We start from the raw sequence: 19,849 nt of genomic DNA on the forward strand, positions 1-19,849 counted from the left end.
GAACTAATAAGAAAACATAAAAAAAGAACTCACCAGTAGATGAGCTCATATCTTAAATTCCTTCATTGCTTTGTCGATGCCGTCCTGGTTGATACCAATATACTTTAAGGTGATCGCTGGACTTGAATGATTAAATATCTCCTGCAGCAAAGCCACATCCTTTGTCTGTTTGTAGAAATGATAACCGAAGGTTTTCCTTAATGTATGTGTACCGATTTCATCTAAGCTGACATATTCAGCAGCACTTCTAAGTATCTTGTAAGCCATGCTACGACCAATTGGTTTATTGATGCCCTCTCTGCTTTTAAATAAAAACTCATGGTCTTCCTTTCCTTCTACATACCACTTTAGTTCTTTCTTTAAAGAAGGTGTCATATCAATACGCTTTTGTTTACTGGTCTTCTTCTCCCTAATACTAAAATATGGTCTCTTAGCATCTTTCACTCTTAATGGAAGGATATCTGAAATTCGCAATCCACTATTGATCCCTACTACAAACATCATATAATTACGATCATTATCCTCTCGAAGATACTTTTTAATAGCACGGATAACTTCTGGATCTCGAATAGGTTGTACAAAGTTCATGCGCTTTCTCCTTCCTTATAAACTTCAATTCTCAAGATGAAAGCCAACTTGTAGAAAGCCCTGGACTTAACACGATAATAATGACGCTCACTCAAACCTAGCTCATTGTAAGTTAGGTAATCCAATGTATCTTCATCTTCCATATAACGTTTGATAATAATTGATCGTTCTTTATATGCCAGCCGGTTCACAGCTTTTCGTATCTTATCAATATATTCATTTCTTTCGGCCTCTTTATCAATTCGGTCAATAGCTGTACTCTCTGTTGAAGAATGGAATTGATTATTATTTGAAGGTGGAGTTATCTTAAAGGATGATGTAATCTTAGGTGCAATCTCTGAAGGGTCCATCAATAAATAAATTTGATACTTTTCCAATGCTGCTTCAACATTCTTCTTCGTTTCTTCTCGATCTATCTCAGGTAGGTTAAAATTTAATTGCCCCATGAAAACACTCCTTTTATTTTCCTTAATAAAAAATAAAGAGCACTAACTACTATGTACACATGGTGTGTACAAATAGTAATTAGTGCCCTGCGTTCTTCGCTCAGACAAATTATATTTTATATTTCACTTTGCCCTTTCAATCGATGTCTTTCAGACCTTACAACATCTAGAACCTTTCCATCTTTCCAATGAATTTCGTCCGTTCCAAATTTCTTAGGCAACACTTTAGTTAACTGCCCATCAATAACTACGTATGCTGCATTTTCATTAAGGTCTATTTCAGCTACCATGGTCGTTTCATTTATTATGCCTCCCATTGATTAGGCCCCCTATGTTATAATGAGATTGTCAGATTACATTAAAGCTGGGGCTTATGCTCTGGCTTTTTTATTTTTATCGTGCACCCACCAATGCATTGTGAACCGTATCACGGATATGTTTTTCTGGCGTGTTTTCGTAATAGTAGTGCCACTCATAAGAATCTGCTGTATCATAAATCTTCCTCAATGCCTCTTTCAATCGCTTATTTTCTTCTAGCAAAGTCACTACCTGACGATGCTTGCACTCCATATCCTCTCTAATGAGACTCTCTCCCTCTTTTTAGGTAATGGTCTTCCGTGTGTGTCCCGTTCGTGACGTTTCATGTACGTCCGGAAGGAAGCGTGTGTTAGTCCGACTGCTCTGAATATGTCTTGGATTTCCACCTCGTTTCGGAGTAGAAAAAGGATATCTTCGTACGTCATATCCTCACCTTTATTCAACACTCGTTGTGTTTTGGTGATTTCCACTTTCGCACCAAGATTTCTAATTTCTTTACCAATCGGACAGCTTTTACACACCTTAGAAGCAAAGTTTTTGTGACTGAGTCCAACGATTTTCTCGCACCCTTTACAATTTTCTTTCTCTAGCTTATTGATCTGCTTGAGTACTTTTTGATCAAGCATTGAATTCACCTCTTTTCTTATTGCGCATAATCTTCGGAATGTGCTTTAGCTTTCTGTTTCTCCTGCACCTTCACAAACAGGGCATGACCTAACACTTCCTTTTGATATATCAACGATAATCACTCCTTGCCCCCCACATTCATCACATGTGTACATCCTTTTCACTCCTTCGCATATTGAGTCTTATCCGTCACTTCCGTTGGCTTTTCGGTTCATGCACATATCGTTTACCATTAATCTCAAGGACTGTCGGAACATCCTTCTTCACTTTCTGGACTGTAGCTTTGACTTGCAGCTGATCTCCATTCTTCAAATCTTCCTCACCTTCCAACCGAGTTTCTGCATCATTTGCACTTCTATCGCTGTTAATGGCTCATATACATAAACACGATGATCCTCGTCCACTTTAAAAAGGTAGTACCATTTCGGCTCCTTCATACACTCACTCTCCTTCAAAGAGATCCAGCAGCAACCAAGAGAGGGCAACGAAACATACAAGCGATGAACTCAGTCATTAGCAGCCTCCTTAATTGTCTCTTCAAATGCATGCTCAGGTGTAACTACTCCTTCTCCAAAACATAATCCACATACTTCCTTAGATGGACGGTTTCCCTGCCCCTTACAAGTAGGACATATGACTAAATGATCGTATAGAACCATCTCCTCACCTCAATATCCATTAAGTTGTCGTTTATGGTTTTCTAGATTCTTAGCGTAATAAGCTTGTTCGATTTCTTTCCAAGTGAAACCAAGATGTTTTTCTCCGAGACCTACAAAACAGCTAAAAGCCACATATAATGATTCTTGTAAATCACTCCTGTTTATAGTTGCCGGTGTGTCTACATCGCTTATCGCTGTTAACTCTGCTAGATATTCATACAAATCATTAAATGTCTCAATCATGGTGTCTCTTGTATAGTCTTGCGAAACTTGTAATGCCTCTGGATCCATCTCTAAATCCATAGCTAAACTTAGGAAGAAGTGAAGACAATCGACATACTCTTCGAGTTGAACCTCTCTAGGACTAGGAGCTTTCTTAGACCAAAATTTAAAACAACGTGTTTCGTTTGCTAACTCCCCAATTTCAACCTTTAATGCTAAAATCTTTTCCTCAAACAGCCATTCTTCTTGTAGTTCTTGTTCTTTAACGATGTGAGCATCTAACCCACCTTGAATTTCGTACAATTTTTCTAAATTCACGGCTCCACCCTCCTAGCAACTTGGCACCTTAAATTAATGTGTATCTGCTCCAGTTCTGTGAGCGTCATTTCTTCCGTTCGCTTACCTACACGGTCTTTCGAATAACCCATTGTCCAAAGTTTGTGAATAAGGTGATTCCTACGTTCCTCTACTCCCCTTGATAATTGAGTAGGTGCCGTTTTGGATAGCTTCATAGGTTAACCTCCTAAAACCATTTATTTTCATCACTTGCAACATCCACTTCCATAGCCCTAGCCATTGCCAATTTACTAACGAGCTCGTCATAAGTGAGTCCTTCTGTATCCGTGTAACCCATATTGTGTAGCTGCTCGATGACGTGCTTTGTTTTGAAGTCTAGTTCACTGACCTTCAAGCGAGAACCCTCCTCCGTTCATCAAGGTAATGGTCAAACTGCATAATGCCATCAACGACGTACTGGGGATTCATGTTCATCTGAATTAGTCGATCAGAAGAAAGAATCTCACCTGTCTTTTCGTAATGAACTTTCATCAACAAAAACACTTGATTGGTCATGCCGGTGGTACCTCCATTTCTGAATATCGATAATCGAGATTAACGAATTTTCCGTATTCTTTTAAGAAAGCTAACTCCACATTACCTACGGGGCCGTTCCTCTGTTTACCGAGGATGATCTCTACGATATTTTGATTCTCGGACTCCGCATCATAGTAATCATCTCTATACAGAAACCCAATTACGTCTGCATCTTGTTCGATGTTTCCAGACTCCCTAAGGTCAGACATCATCGGTCTCTTGTCCTGCCTGGACTCTACCCCTCTGGATAGCTGGGATAAGAGAATGATAGGTATATCTAACTCTCTGGCAAGGAGTTTTAGCTCTCGTGTCATGGCTCCTACTTCCAAATCCCGACGTTCATACCGTCCAACCGAGCTCATCAGCTGTAAGTAATCAATGACCACCATGTGCTTATCACGATTCTTTTCGTTCACCGATCGTCTTACGATGGCTCGTATATCACTAACCGTCCGTGCTTTTTCGTGGATATCAACCTGCCAGTCAGTTATCACTCCGATGGCATCCAGTGCTTTGTTGTAATCCTCAGTAGAAAAGCTCATGGTCCGCCACTTTTGACCGTCGATGTTACCTTCAGCTGATATCATTCGGTGGAGAAGTTGTTTGGCCCCCATTTCCAAGCTAAACATGTCTACGGATCCACCATTACGACAATGACCAGATGCCATATTAAGTGCAAATGCTGTTTTTCCCATCGATGGTCTTGCTGCAACGATGATTAAATCACCTCTTTGTGGCCCTCCTCCGGTCATATTGTCAAAATCTCTGTAACCTGTCTTAAAACCGTTTTGTTCATCACTTGTAGGGGATAAAATGTCATTTGCAATTTCAGTTAAGTAATCGTAGGTGCTTTTTTCTTCTGACTCGACACCTAACTCCCGCATTGATTCCAGATTTTTAATCAAGTCATCTAAACTTATATCTCCTGGGTTTTCTGAATACTTGAGGGCTTGTTCCTGGGTTTTCCGATTGCGGTAAGCTTCCAGTACCATGCGTTGATAATGTTTAACGGCTGCGGTGCTTGGGACGGATCCTGCAAGGTCGGTCAAATAACTAACGCCACCACAATTGTGTATGATATCTCCTAATTGTGTAGTAACAGAGACAATGTTGATTGGTTGGTCCTGGTCGCTAATCTCTCTCATAGCTTTATAGATTTTCCTGTGAGCTGACTCATCAAAGTGTATATCCTCCAGGATTAAATCTCGGACGATAGAACCTTCCAGAAGGACAGATCCAAGGATAGCCTGTTCAGCCTCGTAATTACGAATCATGGCTTTTATCCCTCATCAGCTTTTTAATTTCTTGACGAAAGTGCTGCTTCGTTTCTTCTGGGACTTGTTTAGCTTCCTCTTCCCAACGGCGCATTTTCTCAAGTGCTTCGTTTTTCTGAGGCGGGTAAACTGCGATTTCCGCTAATGTTGGTGGGTAAGGATGCTTCGTTGCAAAGTCTGAAAGCTTTCTCATAACTCCTTTGTAATCCATCTTTTTTAACTGGGGAATGAAGAGCGCCATCTTTTTGTCTGTGACATCAAAGTTTCTAGGGTATAGCTCATGAATAGTCTCCAAGACTTCTACAGCTTGTCTTTGGTTCATCCTTCACCCTCCTCACCACGATATTTGTCGAAAATACTTTGAACATTACCATCTCCTGATGCTTTTTTAAAAGGGATAGTCTTCTTTTTATCTCGTTTATGATTTTCATAAGTTCTAACTTCGTCCAAAGTCTTAAGTTGCTTGTCCGTCCACTCTTTTAAAATCTCTTCAACATAGCCAAAGGTTCTGCCACCTTTTTTATAACCTAGCTTCATGGCAGCTATGACAATGTCATCCCCAAGATCCTCGCACCACGAATCAATTGAATCTTTTAAGATGGGTTTAATAATCCCGTAGTTTTCTTCATAGACTGTAAAAGGATTTTCAGAACTCGCGCGTTCTTCATCTGCTGTATTAATACTTTTACTTTCCTTTCCTTTACTTTCCTTTACTTTAGGCATTGCTTGAGCATTGCGTTTGCTATGCGGTTGCATTGCTTGAGCATTTTCATTTTCTTCTTTTTTGTCTGAATCCTTATTATGACGGGCTTTTTTCCACCTTGCTTCAGCAGCTTTTTTCGCTTTTTCACTCTTGTTGTTCTTCTTATTCATTCGTTTTTTCAATGAATTTGACCAGAAAAACTCCCCGTCTGACTCGAACAATTCATACTCATTTATGCACGCATCTACAAAGCTTTGCGTTGCATCTGCACTGCATTGCGTTTGCATTGCTAATGCATTAAATACATATTTTTTTACTGGTAACTTGTATTCTTCTTGTTCTCTGAGCATCTCTACCACCACCCAAAACATGCCGTATCCTTGAATCCCATGTTCACTGATCATGGCCATTATCTTAGGATCGTTTCTTGCGTTTGAGTCGTGGGAGAAGTAATAAGCCTCTTTGCTCATGATTGGCCTCCTTTTTTCTCAATAATTGCGTACATTTTATCGATATCTTTTAACTGCCACCCTGGATGTGTGCTTTGCACGTATCCCCTCACATACGCCTTAAATGTGTTTCGAGGGTTAGGGCATAGCTTAGACATCCAAATGTAGTGATATGGTATAGAAATCGTTCTTTGTGTTAGTTCAATCGTGATCATCCCCTATTAACGGTAAATGTGTTAAAATAGAGTCAAACTTATTCAAAAAAGTCACCAATGAAAATCTTAATGTTGTCTACTTTTAAGGTTTGGGCGATTTCATTTGCGATCAATTGGCAGCTGGCTACTCCTTCCGACAGGATGACCTCGCTGTGGATCGTATTGAAGTCGCCTTTTTCATTCTTAGTACAAAAATTGACTTCAAAGACCAACTGTGTGCACCTTCCTTTCTATATGTATTAATGCTCAACGCATCGTCCAGGGGCAAGGAGGAAATCAATATGTTTTTGATTTAGCCTCTATCCTCGACGACAGGCTGGGCCTATCGCTAATCTTTTTTCACTCCTTTTCACCTTGCTCTGCGACTAACATGCATGGTAAAATAGGAGTAACTCGTTAAATGCTTAAACTTTATAGTCATCTGGACCCTCATCCAGGTGGCTATTTTTTTGTTTTGGCTTCCATTTCTTCTGCAAGCTCTGTAATTTCATCAAGTGATATCGACTCCCTGTTATTTCTTTCTGCATTCCTCATAGCCCACTGAAGTTTCCCTATGAAACCTGCATAAAAATCATTGCGATTCTCCCTTTTCATCGCTTGATCAGTGACTTCATCAAAAACCTCGCTATTCTTAATCACCAGAACACCTCCTAAATTGTAGTAATAAAAGCCATGTACAAGATTACTAGACTGATAGCAAATAAAATCAGGTAAGATATATCAAGAAGTTTGAGCTTTTGCATTCTCGTACCTCCGAACTACTGTACAAAGAATCCCTTGATCGTGTAGCTTCTGGGATATTTGAGTTAATTCAATCTGCCTGTCCTTCTTCGCTTTGAGTTCTACGAGTACTTGAGTACTTTTTTGAATATCCTTACAAACCGTATAAACGCCTTCTGTATCACAAGCAGCGACTTTTTCTTTTAAGTCCTCCTGCAAATCCTTTAAGCACTTAGCTTCCTTTGCTACCGTTCCTAAATCATTCTTTAAAAATTGGTCTATATTCATATTTGTGATCCTCCTTATTCAATCCAGCCTCTAGACTTCCAAACCGGCTTCCTTCTCTTCACTCTTTCTTTGATGGAAATCATATATTCTTTGCCAAGAATCGCTTTTAGATTACTGAGTGCCATTTCCGCATCCAATATTTCATCAATGGCCTCTGCCACTCGCTCTTTTTCTTCTTCATTAGTTTCATTAGGAGATTTAATTAAGCTAACCTGATTAAGTATTGAAACAGCCTCATTGACCTCTCTTATGGCGAATTCTTCTAAGCTAAGTCTGTGCCATTCAAGAGCCTTTCCATTGATCTTAGGTGCGGTATATCCCCCAGAGAATTCACTGATGATACTTAATGCATAAACAGGATCGTCATAAGTATTTAACGACTCCCTCGCTACATCTTCCTGAAATGTTCTTCTTCCGGATTCATAATGGGATACTGATTGCTTACTGATGTTTAAATCATTGGCGACTGCATCTTGTGTAAGCCCCAGCCCGTTTCTCATTTCTTTTAGGGCTTGTCCAGGCTTCATTCAAAAAGCCCTCCTTTGTCATGTATTTTAATCCCGGTTCTTATATACGCAGGATCAATGTAAAGTTAATTTATGGTACTAAGATGTCTTCTGGTGTTCCTTCTTTTGATCAAAGTAAGGAGCAAAGGCACGCTCGAATGCTTCTTTTGCTGGTATCGTGCCGAAATGCTCTTTCACAATTACCAATGGAGACTTCTTTTTTTGCTTTTGATTAGCCATAGCATCACCTCAATTCATGTGTATGTTGCCGAATCATTGGTACAAACCATTAAAATTATTAGATAGGTTTAGGTTTTTGTCGCTTTTCGCTACATTCATCTTCAAAAAAAATTGCCCAATCAAATCCCAGAGTGTTGGATATCTTTTTTGCTACATTAACACTTGGGTTTCTTAATCCATTCTCAATTTGAGTGTAGTATGCTCTCTCAATTCCTGACTCATTTGCAACTTGTAATTGTGTCATTTTTCCGGATTTCCTTAACTCGATTAACCATTTTCGTTGTTTCAATTCACCACCACCTTTTGTAGCGATTTGCGACTTTATAGTTATATCATAATGTAGCATAACGCTACTGTCAACCATAAATGTACTGAATCGCTACATTTATTTATTGTAACTAAAAGCTACATTATAATGTAGTTAATAATACGAAATGGGAAGTGCTTTCCATGATAGGTCAAAGAATGAAATATTTACGGCAATCAAAAAAAATGACGCAATCAGAGCTTGCAGAAAAACTGAACATCACAAGAGGTACATATGCACATTATGAAATTGAAAAGCGCAAGCCAGACTATGACACATTGCAAAAAATAGCTGACTTCTATGACGTTTCAACAGACTACCTTTTAGGTAGAACTGAACAGCAAACTTCAACTAAAAATTCAGCTCCCTTTGATCCACTCCAGGAGCTCAACAAAATATTTGAGAAATACGACGTTCAAGATGCTGGATTCTGGGATATTGAGAAATGGAAGGAAATGACCCCGGAAGATCTCCGCAGCCTTGAGGATTACTTTGAGTACCTATACAACAAGAGCAAGAACAGACAACATAAAGATAACAAATTCGAAGAGGTAGATGACATTTGATTCAAAATTAAAACACGTCGATAAAAGACGTGTTTTATTTGTGATTAGCTATTAGTTAATTTTACCTAAAACACAACATGTTTTTACAGAGATACCGAAATAGCATAACCTAATAAATATAATTTGGAGGGTGTTTAATGAGCCATGAAATGAAAAATATAAGCCTAAATAATATAGAGGTTTACGTGAAAAACCCACGTTTCGAACCACAAGTGGATGAAAATGCTGAAATGGCCAAAATATTATCTAATAAAAAAACTATTAAACTAATAGAACACATAGCTGAAAATGGTCCTGATCCTAGTGACCTTTTGTTAGTAGTGTATAGTGAAGAACTGGGACATTACATCTCTATGGAAGGAAATAGAAGATTAACATCAATTAAAACATTGAATGCCCCTGAAAACATACCTTATGAGTTACCAGAAAGAGAAAAGTTAATAAAAAAAGTTAAGAGGATAAGAGAAGCGAATAACTATACTCCAATTGAATCATTAAACTGTGTTTATTTTCATTCGGAGGACGACCCCTTACTATATGAATGGATCAAAATTAAACATGATGGGGAGAGCGACGGGGCTGGAAGAGTTAGATGGGATTCCCCAATGAAAGGTCGCTTTTCAAAAACAGATGACTTTAGAAACTTTTTCGTGAATTTTTTGGAGGAATTTTATGGGTCCCTAGATTCAAATTTCGGAATTACGAACCTTGATAGATTACTACAAGATCCGGATATCAGAACAATTATCGGGATTACAATAGACCGGAGAAATCAAGAAATCAGGTTTGTAAACAATGATGCTAAGAAAAAACTCTATTACATTATACAAGGTTTTTCAACAAAGAAATTCCAAGTAGGTGATATATACACTAAAGAAGACAGAAAAATATTTGCTGATCAGTTCCTTATAAAGAATGATGATTGGAAAGATTCCCCTATTAATTTTGCAAGTTCCAGCTATCCTATTCAAAACCCACCAAATGAAGATACTAACACCGAGAAAACTGATGAAACACCCAAAGAGAATGCTGCCAAAGAAAATGAACCCTTTGAAGAGGAAACCTCTCCCGGAAATGATGTCAACAGCACTCCTGATCCCGATAATAATCACGAAATTACCACGGATAATGGTAATGAGGAAAAAGAGAACACGCAAGGGATTATGGGTGAGGACGGAGATGAAACCAAGCGCCAAAAAAGAACAACAGATATTTATAAATCAAAAAAACTTATACCGACTGTATTTGATTTTCAGCAACATTTTAAACAAGAAAATAAAATAGTTAGGACTCTACGAGAGCTAAAAAAAATCGACGTGGATGAGTTTCAAATCAGCTCAATTTTTTTGATCCGTTCCCTCTTAGAAAGTTATGTACATGTTTATATTGACGAACACCTAAAGGATGGACTTCCTAAAGTTAAAGGCGTAGCAAAACAACGTGATAAAAGGAAAGATCTTAGAGAATTATTGTTGCAGATAAAATCACATTTGGAAACTCACTATGAAGTACACGCTGAAATTCCGATGTTAATTCACGAGATTAGTAATAAGAGTGACAATAATAACCCAATGACATCTCTGATAAATTTTTATGTTCATTCCACCATTAGTTTCCCAGAGAAAAGAACTGTGATTGATTCATGGATAAAAACAGGTCCGATTATACAGTGTCTTGACTCAATATTAGTAAGGGAAATAAAATTAAAACAACCTGAAAATACACTTTGAGCGAATTATTGGCCATTAAAAAGAATTTATTATAATCTAGTCTAGAAGGAGGTGTTTCTTATTGCCTGTAACTGAATCACCTTTAAGGTATCCTGGTGGAAAAACCCAAATGAAAAAATTTATTATAGATTTAATTCAAACAAATATTTCCGAATATAAAAGCAAGTCTTATGTCGAGCCCTTTGCAGGAGGAGCAGGATTAGCCTTATCTCTTCTATTTTCTGAGTATGTTTCCGAAATCCACATTAATGACTATGATCGAAACATTTATGGTATTTGGTATTCCATATTAAACTGTCCTAACGAATTCATAAGCCTCATTGAAGAAACCCCAATAACCTTAACAGAGTGGGAAAAACAACAGAGGATTAGAAATGAAGATGTAGATTTGTTAAAAACCAGTTTTGCAACTTTCTTCTTAAATCGTACTAATGTTTCAGGAATTATTGATGGCGGCCCAATAGGTGGAAGGGCCCAAAAAAGTAAATATAAATTGGATTGTCGGTATAACAAGGAAAAACTAATTCAAAAAGTAAATAGGATTCATTCTTTTAAAGACAGAATTCACTTAACTAACAAGGATGCCGAGGATTTTATATGTAATGATATTTCTCAAATGGATGACTCTTCAACTTTTGTTTTCTTTGACCCTCCATATTATAAACAGGGAAAAAATCTATACACTAATTACTATAATCATGACGATCACGTATCACTATCTAGAAAAATCTTAAATTTAAGGAACTATAAATGGATTACCACATACGATGATCACGAAGCAATCCGAGAGATATATAGCTCACAAACCATAAGGCAATATTCGCTTAATTACTCAGCAAACAAAGTTAGGAAAGCAAGTGAGTTCCTTATTCATAATGATAATACAATTATCCCTAATTCAAATAATATTATCTTCACCGATGAAATGTCCATGAAATAACTCCACTGTTAAAATACAGATGGAGTTATTTTTTTGTTGATTAACCGAACAAACGTTCCTATAATAGGTATGTAGGGACGGTGATCAACTTGTATTTTCCAAATTACACAACTACTCACTTAGAAGATTGGGTTTCTAATTGGTACATAAGACGTGGTTTCATTTCTCCGGAACAACTCAAAGCAGTAAAGATTGCAAAGAAGATGGATATCTATGTACATCGGAAACCCAAATCCTCGTCTTACCTCATTCATGGTCGATACAAAGGGATTACCTTGGATGCAAGGGAAGACAAGCTTGTACAAAAAGAACAATTTTATCACGAGCTCGGACATATCCTCCGACATGTAGGAATTCAATCCATGATGCCTGAGGCTTTTCGTGAACTTCAAGAAAGAGATGCTCGACATTTTACCCTTTATGCTGCACTTCCTTTTCATATGGTCTCTAAATACGATCTCAGTGATGACCAAATTATCGAACGTTGGGTGAGTGACTTTAAGATAACACCCGAGCTTTGTGAAACTAGATTGGAATGTATTAAGGCACGAGAAGTCGACTATGCTATATTGAATAACTAAAACCCCGAAGAGGAATCCTTTCCCTTCGGGGTTTTTAACGGTTTGCAAATGGGTTTCATTTCATTCGAGATGTGGTTCCGCACAGTTTTCTCTGAAATGAAGAGCTCTTTTGCGATCTCACGTGTTGTCTTATCCTGTACTAGAAGCTCGAAAACTTCTCGCTCCCGCTTGGTAAGAATTTGTGTTGGCCGATAGCCGTCCTCCTTCACAAGCGTACCCCTCCTTGTTGTCCCTGAGCTTATATGAGGGGAATTATTTAGTCTCTGTATCGTATGAACAGGAAGGTCGCCCTGTGCTACGGTTTCACGATTTAGACACAAGCCCGAGTTCTTGCGCTTTGAAGAGCGCCTCAGTTCGCGACCTGACATTCAGTTTATTAAAAATCCCGGTCAACGTGTACTCCACACTTCGCTGCGACATGTGTAGGGTCTGGGCGATCTCTCTGTTTGTATAACCAGACGCCACTTCCTGTAAGATGGACTGTTCTTTTTCATTCAACGAGAAACCGTTGCCTTCTTCTGATTCAGAAGGAGTACTTACACTCGCCTCAGACCTTCTCAACTGTTTAAATAAATGAATAGGAATGACCACTTCATCCCTGCATGCACAACGAATCGCGGTTATTAGTTGCTCACTAGTTGCCGTTTTACTGACAAAACCATTAATGTCCGCTTCCACTAGCATATTGAAGTGGGTGTTCAAATCAAATCCTGTATAAATAAGGAGCTTAAGGTCAGGGTAAGACTTCCGAATTTTTTTGGCCAGCTCAATTCCATTTATACCCGGCATATATAAATCTAACAGGACAATATCATAATTTTTTTGTTTTAAAAGGGGTTCTACTTTTTCATTTTCGTATGTGACATCTACTTGCATGTCCCCTTCTTGCTCGAGCATCGCTTTCGTACCTGCCCCTACGGCAGGATGATCATCGACGATTAACACATTCATCATACTTGGACCTCCCTTTTCGCTTCAATCGGAAACGTAATCATCGTCTTAAACCCTTCACCTGGTTTTGTTTCTATTTCCAGGTGTCCATTCAGACCATTCACCCGTTGTTCAATACCAGACAACCCAATATGGGAGAACAAATCACGTTGAACAGAATAGTCCATGCCTCTTCCATTATCGGAATATAAAAGTACCACTTGGTTCTCTTGACTTGATAACGATAGTTTGACAATTTTTGCATCCGAGTGTTTCATCGCATTCGTCAAAAGTTCCTGAACAACTCTGAAGATAGCTAAGATCCGCTCTTGGTCCAGTTCTGCATCAAATCGTTCATCCGTGAAATAAACCGTAAAATTAGAGCGGAGCTGGTATTGATGAATTAAATTCTTTAATGATTGAACGAGCCCCATTTCCTCAATGAATGCCGGACGCAGCTCATTGCACGTCTCTCGAATCAAGTGAATACTATCCAGGAGAGACTCTTTATAAACCATCAACTCTGCATGTAAACTTGGAGTTAAATCATTTCTATGTCTAATTAAATCATCCATCTTTCTATAAAGATACAGTTGCTCTTGCAGCACTGTGTCATGCAAATCAATGGAGAGCTGTTTTCTTTGATTTTCAGCGATCGTGAACAATAACCTTGAAAGCCAGGTTGGATATTTTTGTGTCTGACCGCTTCTCAATTTACGAAGTTCTTTTAATAGATCCTCAATCGTGTTCATATTTTGAATCGCAATATTTGCATTATGGGAGATGGTTTGCAAGTACGTCTTCTCATCACGGTTCAGGTTTGTGTAATCTTTTTTCCCTTTACACCACATCATGGTCAGCTTTTCCAACGAATAGCCTACAATGACTCCAAACCCTTTCTCAGTTTCAATCACCGAACCGATATCATAATGATGATTGTTCAGATACTCATCAAAGTGTTCGATGATATCCTCAGGAATCTGATCGTACACACAATACATATTTCGTTTATTATGCTTGGAGTAAATGTATATATCTCGAACATTCAGTACATTTTTCACTTCATCACGCATGACCTTCATTAAATCGACCGCATTGGATTGGTCCTTCATATCCTGTGCCATCCGGTGCATACTCTCCTGATAGCCATAGCGAGCCGAAAACAAATATCGCTGCAGTTTGAAATCCAACACTTCTTTTACTGATAAAAACAAGACCAAAGAAGATTGGAACAACAAGAACATTTGAATGTAACTGATCACGTATAAATCTTCTTCAACGAGCCAGCCAATCGTAAACATCAGAGCTAAACTTGGGATGACAGATAGAATCATGTAATACCGGACACGCGTCATCACAAAGTCAATATCAATCAATCTCTCTCTTGTTACCAAATACATGAACGTGATCGGTAAAGCGATAAGAAACATTGCTCCAACTTCAAGTGAAATCACTTTCACTCCAAAAGCAAGAGCGGGAATTAAATAAAGAAAAATATAAGGAAAGAACGCAATCGTCATTCCTACAGCCATATATTTGAAGATAGGTCCGACGGCGTAACCTCTGTGAATAAATAGTCCTCGGTAAATGATATAAAAAGATATAATATATAAAACCAAAAGCAACCCGCCAGGAACCGGCTCGAAAATAGTAGGATAAGATTCAGTGATCAGGAAGTAGCCTTCAAGTAACGATACGAGTCCTACAGTGAGGTATAACAAGTAAACGATCTTTTTAGAAAACCAATAAATGTCTAATTCCTGAAAATAATTATATAAGAAATGGATTAGAATCACAGGTGAAAACAAGAATAAACCCGTGTTCAAAAACAAACCGTACAAATCATCCCTCACGGCCCCACCGTTGCTTAAATATCCTGTAGCAATCGCTAGGAAGAACAAAATCAGTTGTTCCGCTGAATATCTTTTCGGTACCCGTTTATGAACCAAGTAGGATATGCCCAAAATAACTAAAAAGAAAAGAGCAGGCAGGACTATGTACAATAGCCAATGAATGGGGCTTGAATTTTCAATGTCGTTGTAGAAAATCTCTTGTCCATTATGTTGGACTGAAAAGGAGTTCGCTCCCTCTAATTCATCGAACATGGAAATTGAACGGTGTTCTTCTGGGGATGCGCCATTTATTGAATGGACTTCTCCTCCCAACGGAACTCCATGACGGTCTCCCCAACTTCCACTATGGACAGAGGTCACCACCCATTCTCCTTGTCTTTCGTTCACATCGATACCAAGGTATGGCTGAGTGACCGATAATACGATCATGTAACAAGCAGACAGGATGAAAAAGGATAGGACCAGCCACTGAGACCATTTGAAATTAAACATATATAAATCCACCTTCGTACATTATTCAACCAAGTCTATTATACTATGGAACTTCCAGCCTACAACCCATAGTCTTTTTTCATACGTGTTATTAAGCTAAATGGCAGGATTGTGGAAGACTCAATTTCGAGATGTTTGGGGGTTCGTTTCTTGGGATGAGCGTCAGGGGTGGCTGGGAAGCTACTCGCAGTTCGAGGAGGCTCACCGAGCTCACGCGGAAAGCGAGTTATTCCCCGCAGCCCCATTCACTCTACAAAAGTCTTGAAACTGAGTCTTCTAGAATAAGGAGCGTTTGTGGAAGAAATAGATATATTTGGCGAAAGAAAAGAAGCCTCCATGTAAAAATGGAGACTTCTTTTCGTAGTAATTTTTATACGCGTTGGTCGCTTCCGAAGAAGCTTTTGAAAGATTCAATAGCTGTATCACGGTTAAGTGCTGCAATAGAAGTCGTTAAAGGAATTCCTTTAGGACAAGACTGAACACAGTTTTGTGCGTTTCCGCAACCCATGAGTCCTTCTTCATCCATAATTGTCTGCAAACGTTCACTCTTGTTCATCTCTCCTGTAGGGTGGGAGTTGAACAAGCGAACTTGAGATAATGGAGCAGGTCCGATGAAGTCCGACTTACTATTGACGTTCGGGCAAGCTTCCAAGCATACTCCACATGTCATACATTTGGATAGCTCATAAGCCCACTGACGTTTACTCTCTGGCATCTTAGGCCCTGGACCAAGATCATATGTTCCGTCAATCGGAATCCAAGCTTTCACTTTCTTCAATGAATCGAACATCCGGCTACGGTCAACAGCCAGGTCACGGTTGACTGGGAATGTCGTCATTGGAGCCAAGCGAATCGGCTGTTCAAGTTGGTCCACGAGGGCTGTACAGGATTGACGAGGTGTCCCGTTGATCACCATGGAACAGGCGCCACACACCTCTTCCAAGCAACCCATATCCCAATAAACAGGAGTCGTCGGTTCACCGTCTGCATTGACAGGGTTACGACGAATTTCCATAAGCGCAGAGATGACGTTCATATTTTCACGATACGGAATCTCGAATTTCTCTTCATAAGATGATTCATCAGGGTGGTCCTGACGAGTAATGATCATCGTGATCGTTTTATTTTCGCTCATGATCGTTACCTCCTTTATTTACTTTTCGAGTAATCACGTTTACGAGGCTCGATTAAGGATGTATCGACTTCGTCATAACGGAATACCGGCTTGTTGTTTTCCTTATCAAAGCTAGCAACCGTTGTCTTCAGCCATTCTTCATCATTACGTTCAGGGAACTCAGGCTTGTAGTGTGCGCCACGGCTCTCATTACGGTTGTATGCACCTTGAGTAATAACACGGGCCAATTGAAGCATGTTCCATAACTGACGTGTAAACATGGCTCCCTGGTTGCTCCAGCGAGAAGTATCATTGATGTTGATTCGTTTGTAACGATCCATCAACTCTACAATCTTTTCATCTGTTTTCAGAAGCTTTTCGTTTTCGCGGACGACCGTAACATTATCGGTCATCCATTCCCCAAGCTCTTTATGAATTTGGTAAGCATTTTCATCGCCGTCCATATTCATAATTGCCTCAAATTTATCTTGTTCTTCTTTCACTTTCTCTTCAAACAGCTTGGATGTCATATCATCCGCCAGCGTTTCTAATCCATCGATATATTTAACAGCATTCGGTCCAGCTACCATTCCACCAAAAATGGAAGAAAGAAGCGAGTTTGCTCCGAGTCTGTTCCCGCCGTGTTGAGTGTAATCACATTCTCCAGCAGCAAAAATTCCTGGAATATTGGTCATCTGGTCATAATCGACCCACATTCCACCCATGGAATAGTGAACGGCAGGGAAAATCTTCATCGGTACTTTTTTCGGATCGTCCCCTACGAATTTTTCATAGATTTCAATAATTCCACCAAGCTTGACGTCTAATTCCTTCGGGTCTTTATGAGATAGATCAAGGTAAACCATGTTCTCCCCATTGATACCTAGCTTTTGATTGACACAAACATCAAAGATTTCGCGTGTAGCAATGTCACGCGGAACGAGGTTTCCATAAGCCGGGTATTTTTCCTCTAAGAAATACCATGGCTCCCCATCTTTATATGTCCACACGCGTCCACCTTCACCACGAGCCGACTCACTCATAAGGCGCAGTTTGTCATCCCCAGGAATCGCTGTCGGGTGTATTTGAATGAACTCACCATTTGCATAGTCCACCCCTTGTTGATAAAGGGCACCTGCTGCAGATCCAGTATTGATGACAGAGTTTGTTGACTTACCGAAAATGATTCCAGGTCCGCCTGTTGCCATGATGACAGCATCTGCTGGGAAAGCTTTGATTTCGTGGTCACTAAGGTTCTGACCAATAATGCCTCGTCCTACACCTTTTTCATCGACGATTGCGGATAGGAATTCCCAATTTTCATATTTCGTTACGAGACCATTTACTTCGTGTCGACGCACTTGCTCATCCAGAGCGTATAGAAGCTGCTGTCCAGTTGTTGCTCCGGCAAATGCTGTACGGTGGTGCTGCGTTCCACCAAAGCGACGGAAATCTAGCAATCCCTCCGGAGTACGGTTGAACATTACGCCCATACGGTCCAGCAAGTGAATAATTCCTGGTGCGGCATCACACATCGCTTTTACAGGAGGTTGGTTTGCTAAGAAGTCGCCTCCATAAACTGTATCGTCAAAGTGTTCCCATGGGGAGTCGCCTTCCCCTTTCGTATTAACTGCCCCATTAATTCCGCCTTGGGCACATACAGAGTGAGAACGCTTAACAGGAACAATGGAAAGCAAGTCCACGTGAACCCCTTGTTCTGCTGCTTTAATTGTTGCCATTAGGCCGGCTAAACCACCACCGACAACAACAATATTACGGTTTGTCATGATTGAAGCTCACTCCCTTGAATACTAAAAATCTACCGTTTCGTAATTAAAATTTTCATTGATTATATGCCATATGCGAATTGAATCAGTGTACGAACACCAACATAAGAAATCGCAAGGAAAATAATGATGCTTGCATAGGTCATAATCTTCTGAGAGCGAGGTGATACTGTGATTCCCCAGCTGACAAAGAACGACCAAAGACCATTAGAGAAGTGGAAAGTCGTTGAGATGACCCCTACTATGTAGAACCAAAAGAAGAATGGTTCAGTAAGGATGCCTTCCATCAACGAATAGTTCAATTCTGCCCAACCGAAGCCAATAGCAATTCTCGTTTCCCATACATGCCATGCAATGAATATGAGTGTGATAATTCCAGTGATCCGTTGGAAGATGAACATCCAGTTCCTGAAATAACCGAAGTTAGATAAATTACTCTTCGCTGTGAAAGCAATATACACTCCGTAAATAGAGTGGAACAACAGTGGTAAAAAGATAATGAAAGTCTCCAGTACATAACGATATGGCAAGCTCTCCATAAAATGAGCTGCAGCGTTAAATGCCTCTGGTCCACGTGTTGCAAAATAGTTCACAGTCAAGTGTTGGATCAAAAAGATCCCGATTGGGACGACGCCCAAAAGTGAATGCAGTCTTCGATTAACGTATCCGCGTGTTCCCGCCATATTTACCCCCCTCAAGATGATAACAGTTTGAATATGAACATTTTTCAGACAGTTAAGCGCTTTAATTTAGCGCTAAAAATAATAGGAAAAGCCCCTCTTCCCTTACTTGTCTGACCAATGTACAATTTGTGACATGTTTATTGTACTTCTATCGCGTATAAGCGTCAAGAAAGCACGTTCATAATTTGCTCGAAAATACACATTTATTTCCTTTCGATGAAAAGGGACAATTTTTATTGCACCGAACCTCGTTTCGAGTGATAATAAGGAGAGAAAGGAATGAGCGTTTTGAAAGAATCTACGAAGCTAACAACGGGCAACATTTCATCGCTTGTAGGGACAGGCGCAGGTTTTGATTTGATGCGTTATTACACCCTCCCGGATTTCTTAGGGAAAGATGCCCCCTACCTCCTTTATTATATGGGGAAAAACATGGCCAGACAGACAGAGATCAGCACCTTGGATGAACTCTATGAGTTTTTCCAGTACATGGGCTGGGGTGAACTTGTTTTAGACAAAGAAAAGAAAAAAGAAATGATTTTTAAATTGAGCGGCCATATGATAGAGAAGCGGCTGAACCAAAAAATGTTCGAAGTCGACTTCCGCATGGAATGTGGGTTCATGGCAGAAATCATCTGCAAAATTACTGATCATACATATGAATGTTTTGAAGAGAAAAACCACAAAGAGAACTATGTTGAAATTAAAGCACTAAAAGGATAAATAAAGAAAGCAAAG

The 19,849-nt window shown here is 39.5% G+C and carries 31 protein-coding genes; 5 read left to right on the forward strand and 26 right to left on the reverse strand.

Annotated features, from left to right (window positions below; translation table 11 throughout):
- Positions 1–45: 45 nt before the first annotated feature.
- From GLV98_RS12285 to GLV98_RS20165, 20 genes are all read right to left on the reverse strand, one after another.
- A complete protein-coding gene (locus tag GLV98_RS12285) occupies positions 46–588 on the reverse strand; it encodes a site-specific integrase (protein WP_160915576.1) in 543 nt (180 codons plus the stop codon).
- Positions 585–1,034, reverse strand: a complete 450-nt coding sequence (locus tag GLV98_RS12290; RefSeq protein WP_160915578.1) for an ArpU family phage packaging/lysis transcriptional regulator — start codon at positions 1,032–1,034, stop codon at positions 585–587. The genes GLV98_RS12285 and GLV98_RS12290 overlap by 4 nt, the downstream gene beginning before the upstream one ends.
- Before the next feature lie 116 nt (positions 1,035–1,150).
- Positions 1,151–1,351: a DUF3954 domain-containing protein gene (locus tag GLV98_RS12295; RefSeq protein WP_237417130.1), complete on the reverse strand. Its 201-nt coding sequence runs from the start codon at positions 1,349–1,351 to the stop codon at positions 1,151–1,153.
- 76 nt (positions 1,352–1,427) lie between these two features.
- Positions 1,428–1,574, reverse strand: coding sequence for a hypothetical protein (locus tag GLV98_RS12300; RefSeq protein ID WP_160915580.1), 147 nt, complete (start codon positions 1,572–1,574; stop codon positions 1,428–1,430).
- Between the two features lie 5 nt (positions 1,575–1,579).
- Positions 1,580–1,978: a zinc-finger domain-containing protein gene (locus GLV98_RS12305; protein ID WP_160915582.1), complete on the reverse strand. Its 399-nt coding sequence runs from the start codon at positions 1,976–1,978 to the stop codon at positions 1,580–1,582.
- Between the two features lie 190 nt (positions 1,979–2,168).
- Positions 2,169–2,291 carry a hypothetical protein gene (locus tag GLV98_RS20280; protein ID WP_272917298.1) on the reverse strand — a complete coding sequence of 41 codons (123 nt, stop codon included), beginning with the start codon at positions 2,289–2,291 and terminating at the stop codon, positions 2,169–2,171.
- Positions 2,288–2,416, reverse strand: a complete 129-nt coding sequence (locus GLV98_RS20285) for a hypothetical protein (protein ID WP_272917299.1) — start codon at positions 2,414–2,416, stop codon at positions 2,288–2,290. The genes GLV98_RS20280 and GLV98_RS20285 overlap by 4 nt, the downstream gene beginning before the upstream one ends.
- A gap of 231 nt (positions 2,417–2,647) precedes the next feature.
- Positions 2,648–3,178, reverse strand: coding sequence for a dUTP diphosphatase (locus GLV98_RS12310; RefSeq protein WP_160915584.1), 531 nt, complete (start codon positions 3,176–3,178; stop codon positions 2,648–2,650).
- A complete protein-coding gene (locus tag GLV98_RS12315) occupies positions 3,175–3,372 on the reverse strand; it encodes a hypothetical protein (RefSeq protein ID WP_160915586.1) in 198 nt (65 codons plus the stop codon). Before GLV98_RS12315 ends, GLV98_RS12310 begins: the two co-directional genes overlap by 4 nt.
- 11 nt (positions 3,373–3,383) lie before the next feature.
- Positions 3,384–3,551 carry a hypothetical protein gene (locus tag GLV98_RS12320; protein WP_160915588.1) on the reverse strand — a complete coding sequence of 56 codons (168 nt, stop codon included), beginning with the start codon at positions 3,549–3,551 and terminating at the stop codon, positions 3,384–3,386.
- A complete protein-coding gene (locus GLV98_RS12325; protein ID WP_160915590.1) occupies positions 3,548–3,712 on the reverse strand; it encodes a hypothetical protein in 165 nt (54 codons plus the stop codon). The genes GLV98_RS12320 and GLV98_RS12325 overlap by 4 nt, the downstream gene beginning before the upstream one ends.
- Positions 3,709–5,007, reverse strand: a complete 1,299-nt coding sequence (gene dnaB, locus GLV98_RS12330; RefSeq protein ID WP_160915592.1) for a replicative DNA helicase — start codon at positions 5,005–5,007, stop codon at positions 3,709–3,711. Before dnaB ends, GLV98_RS12325 begins: the two co-directional genes overlap by 4 nt.
- A complete protein-coding gene (locus GLV98_RS12335; RefSeq protein WP_160915595.1) occupies positions 4,997–5,329 on the reverse strand; it encodes a hypothetical protein in 333 nt (110 codons plus the stop codon). Before GLV98_RS12335 ends, dnaB begins: the two co-directional genes overlap by 11 nt.
- A complete protein-coding gene (locus GLV98_RS12340) occupies positions 5,326–6,180 on the reverse strand; it encodes a Lin1244/Lin1753 domain-containing protein (protein WP_160915597.1) in 855 nt (284 codons plus the stop codon). Before GLV98_RS12340 ends, GLV98_RS12335 begins: the two co-directional genes overlap by 4 nt.
- 232 nt (positions 6,181–6,412) lie before the next feature.
- Positions 6,413–6,586, reverse strand: a complete 174-nt coding sequence (locus GLV98_RS12345; protein ID WP_160915599.1) for a hypothetical protein — start codon at positions 6,584–6,586, stop codon at positions 6,413–6,415.
- A 229-nt stretch (positions 6,587–6,815) separates the two neighbouring features.
- The gene (locus GLV98_RS12350) at positions 6,816–7,013 is read right to left on the reverse strand and encodes a hypothetical protein (protein WP_160915601.1); all 198 of its coding nucleotides are present in this window, start codon (positions 7,011–7,013) and stop codon (positions 6,816–6,818) included.
- Between the two features lie 81 nt (positions 7,014–7,094).
- Entirely contained in the window at positions 7,095–7,382 is a 288-nt protein-coding gene (locus GLV98_RS12355; protein WP_160915603.1) for a YqaH family protein, read from the reverse strand.
- Positions 7,383–7,396: 14 nt separating this feature from the next.
- The gene (locus tag GLV98_RS12360) at positions 7,397–7,909 is read right to left on the reverse strand and encodes a helix-turn-helix transcriptional regulator (protein WP_160915605.1); all 513 of its coding nucleotides are present in this window, start codon (positions 7,907–7,909) and stop codon (positions 7,397–7,399) included.
- A gap of 78 nt (positions 7,910–7,987) precedes the next feature.
- Positions 7,988–8,128 carry a hypothetical protein gene (locus tag GLV98_RS20010; protein WP_202410039.1) on the reverse strand — a complete coding sequence of 47 codons (141 nt, stop codon included), beginning with the start codon at positions 8,126–8,128 and terminating at the stop codon, positions 7,988–7,990.
- 58 nt (positions 8,129–8,186) lie between these two features.
- A complete protein-coding gene (locus tag GLV98_RS20165) occupies positions 8,187–8,417 on the reverse strand; it encodes a helix-turn-helix transcriptional regulator (RefSeq protein ID WP_272917300.1) in 231 nt (76 codons plus the stop codon).
- Positions 8,418–8,578: 161 nt separating this feature from the next.
- Here GLV98_RS20165 and GLV98_RS12370 point away from each other — a divergent pair, with 161 nt between their 5' ends.
- From GLV98_RS12370 to GLV98_RS12385, 4 genes are all read left to right on the forward strand, one after another.
- Positions 8,579–9,001 carry a helix-turn-helix domain-containing protein gene (locus tag GLV98_RS12370; protein ID WP_160915609.1) on the forward strand — a complete coding sequence of 141 codons (423 nt, stop codon included), beginning with the start codon at positions 8,579–8,581 and terminating at the stop codon, positions 8,999–9,001.
- A 137-nt stretch (positions 9,002–9,138) separates the two neighbouring features.
- The gene (locus tag GLV98_RS12375; RefSeq protein WP_160915611.1) at positions 9,139–10,731 is read left to right on the forward strand and encodes a hypothetical protein; all 1,593 of its coding nucleotides are present in this window, start codon (positions 9,139–9,141) and stop codon (positions 10,729–10,731) included.
- A gap of 61 nt (positions 10,732–10,792) precedes the next feature.
- Entirely contained in the window at positions 10,793–11,671 is an 879-nt protein-coding gene (locus tag GLV98_RS12380; RefSeq protein ID WP_160915613.1) for a DNA adenine methylase, read from the forward strand.
- Positions 11,672–11,751: 80 nt separating this feature from the next.
- Positions 11,752–12,252: an ImmA/IrrE family metallo-endopeptidase gene (locus GLV98_RS12385; protein ID WP_337193751.1), complete on the forward strand. Its 501-nt coding sequence runs from the start codon at positions 11,752–11,754 to the stop codon at positions 12,250–12,252.
- Here GLV98_RS12385 and GLV98_RS20170 read toward each other — a convergent pair.
- From GLV98_RS20170 to GLV98_RS12415, 6 genes are all read right to left on the reverse strand, one after another.
- Positions 12,249–12,461 carry a LuxR C-terminal-related transcriptional regulator gene (locus tag GLV98_RS20170; RefSeq protein ID WP_160915615.1) on the reverse strand — a complete coding sequence of 71 codons (213 nt, stop codon included), beginning with the start codon at positions 12,459–12,461 and terminating at the stop codon, positions 12,249–12,251. The two genes, GLV98_RS12385 and GLV98_RS20170, sit on opposite strands and share 4 nt — an antisense overlap.
- Positions 12,462–12,555: 94 nt before the next feature.
- The gene (locus tag GLV98_RS12395; RefSeq protein ID WP_160915617.1) at positions 12,556–13,206 is read right to left on the reverse strand and encodes a response regulator transcription factor; all 651 of its coding nucleotides are present in this window, start codon (positions 13,204–13,206) and stop codon (positions 12,556–12,558) included.
- Positions 13,203–15,527, reverse strand: coding sequence for a sensor histidine kinase (locus GLV98_RS12400; RefSeq protein ID WP_160915618.1), 2,325 nt, complete (start codon positions 15,525–15,527; stop codon positions 13,203–13,205). The genes GLV98_RS12395 and GLV98_RS12400 overlap by 4 nt, the downstream gene beginning before the upstream one ends.
- A 370-nt stretch (positions 15,528–15,897) precedes the next feature.
- Entirely contained in the window at positions 15,898–16,662 is a 765-nt protein-coding gene (gene sdhB / locus GLV98_RS12405; RefSeq protein ID WP_160915528.1) for a succinate dehydrogenase iron-sulfur subunit, read from the reverse strand.
- A 14-nt stretch (positions 16,663–16,676) separates the two neighbouring features.
- Positions 16,677–18,428, reverse strand: coding sequence for a succinate dehydrogenase flavoprotein subunit (gene sdhA / locus GLV98_RS12410; RefSeq protein WP_160915621.1), 1,752 nt, complete (start codon positions 18,426–18,428; stop codon positions 16,677–16,679).
- 62 nt (positions 18,429–18,490) lie between these two features.
- A complete protein-coding gene (locus tag GLV98_RS12415; RefSeq protein WP_089652712.1) occupies positions 18,491–19,111 on the reverse strand; it encodes a succinate dehydrogenase cytochrome b558 subunit in 621 nt (206 codons plus the stop codon).
- 279 nt (positions 19,112–19,390) lie between these two features.
- On the opposite strand from GLV98_RS12415, the gene GLV98_RS12420 reads away from it, so the two are divergent.
- Positions 19,391–19,834, forward strand: coding sequence for a YslB family protein (locus GLV98_RS12420; RefSeq protein WP_160915623.1), 444 nt, complete (start codon positions 19,391–19,393; stop codon positions 19,832–19,834).
- Positions 19,835–19,849: the final 15 nt, after the last annotated feature.

Source organism: Halobacillus litoralis (assembly GCF_009856415.1).
Taxonomy (GTDB): Bacteria; Bacillota; Bacilli; order Bacillales; family Halobacillaceae; genus Halobacillus; species Halobacillus litoralis_C.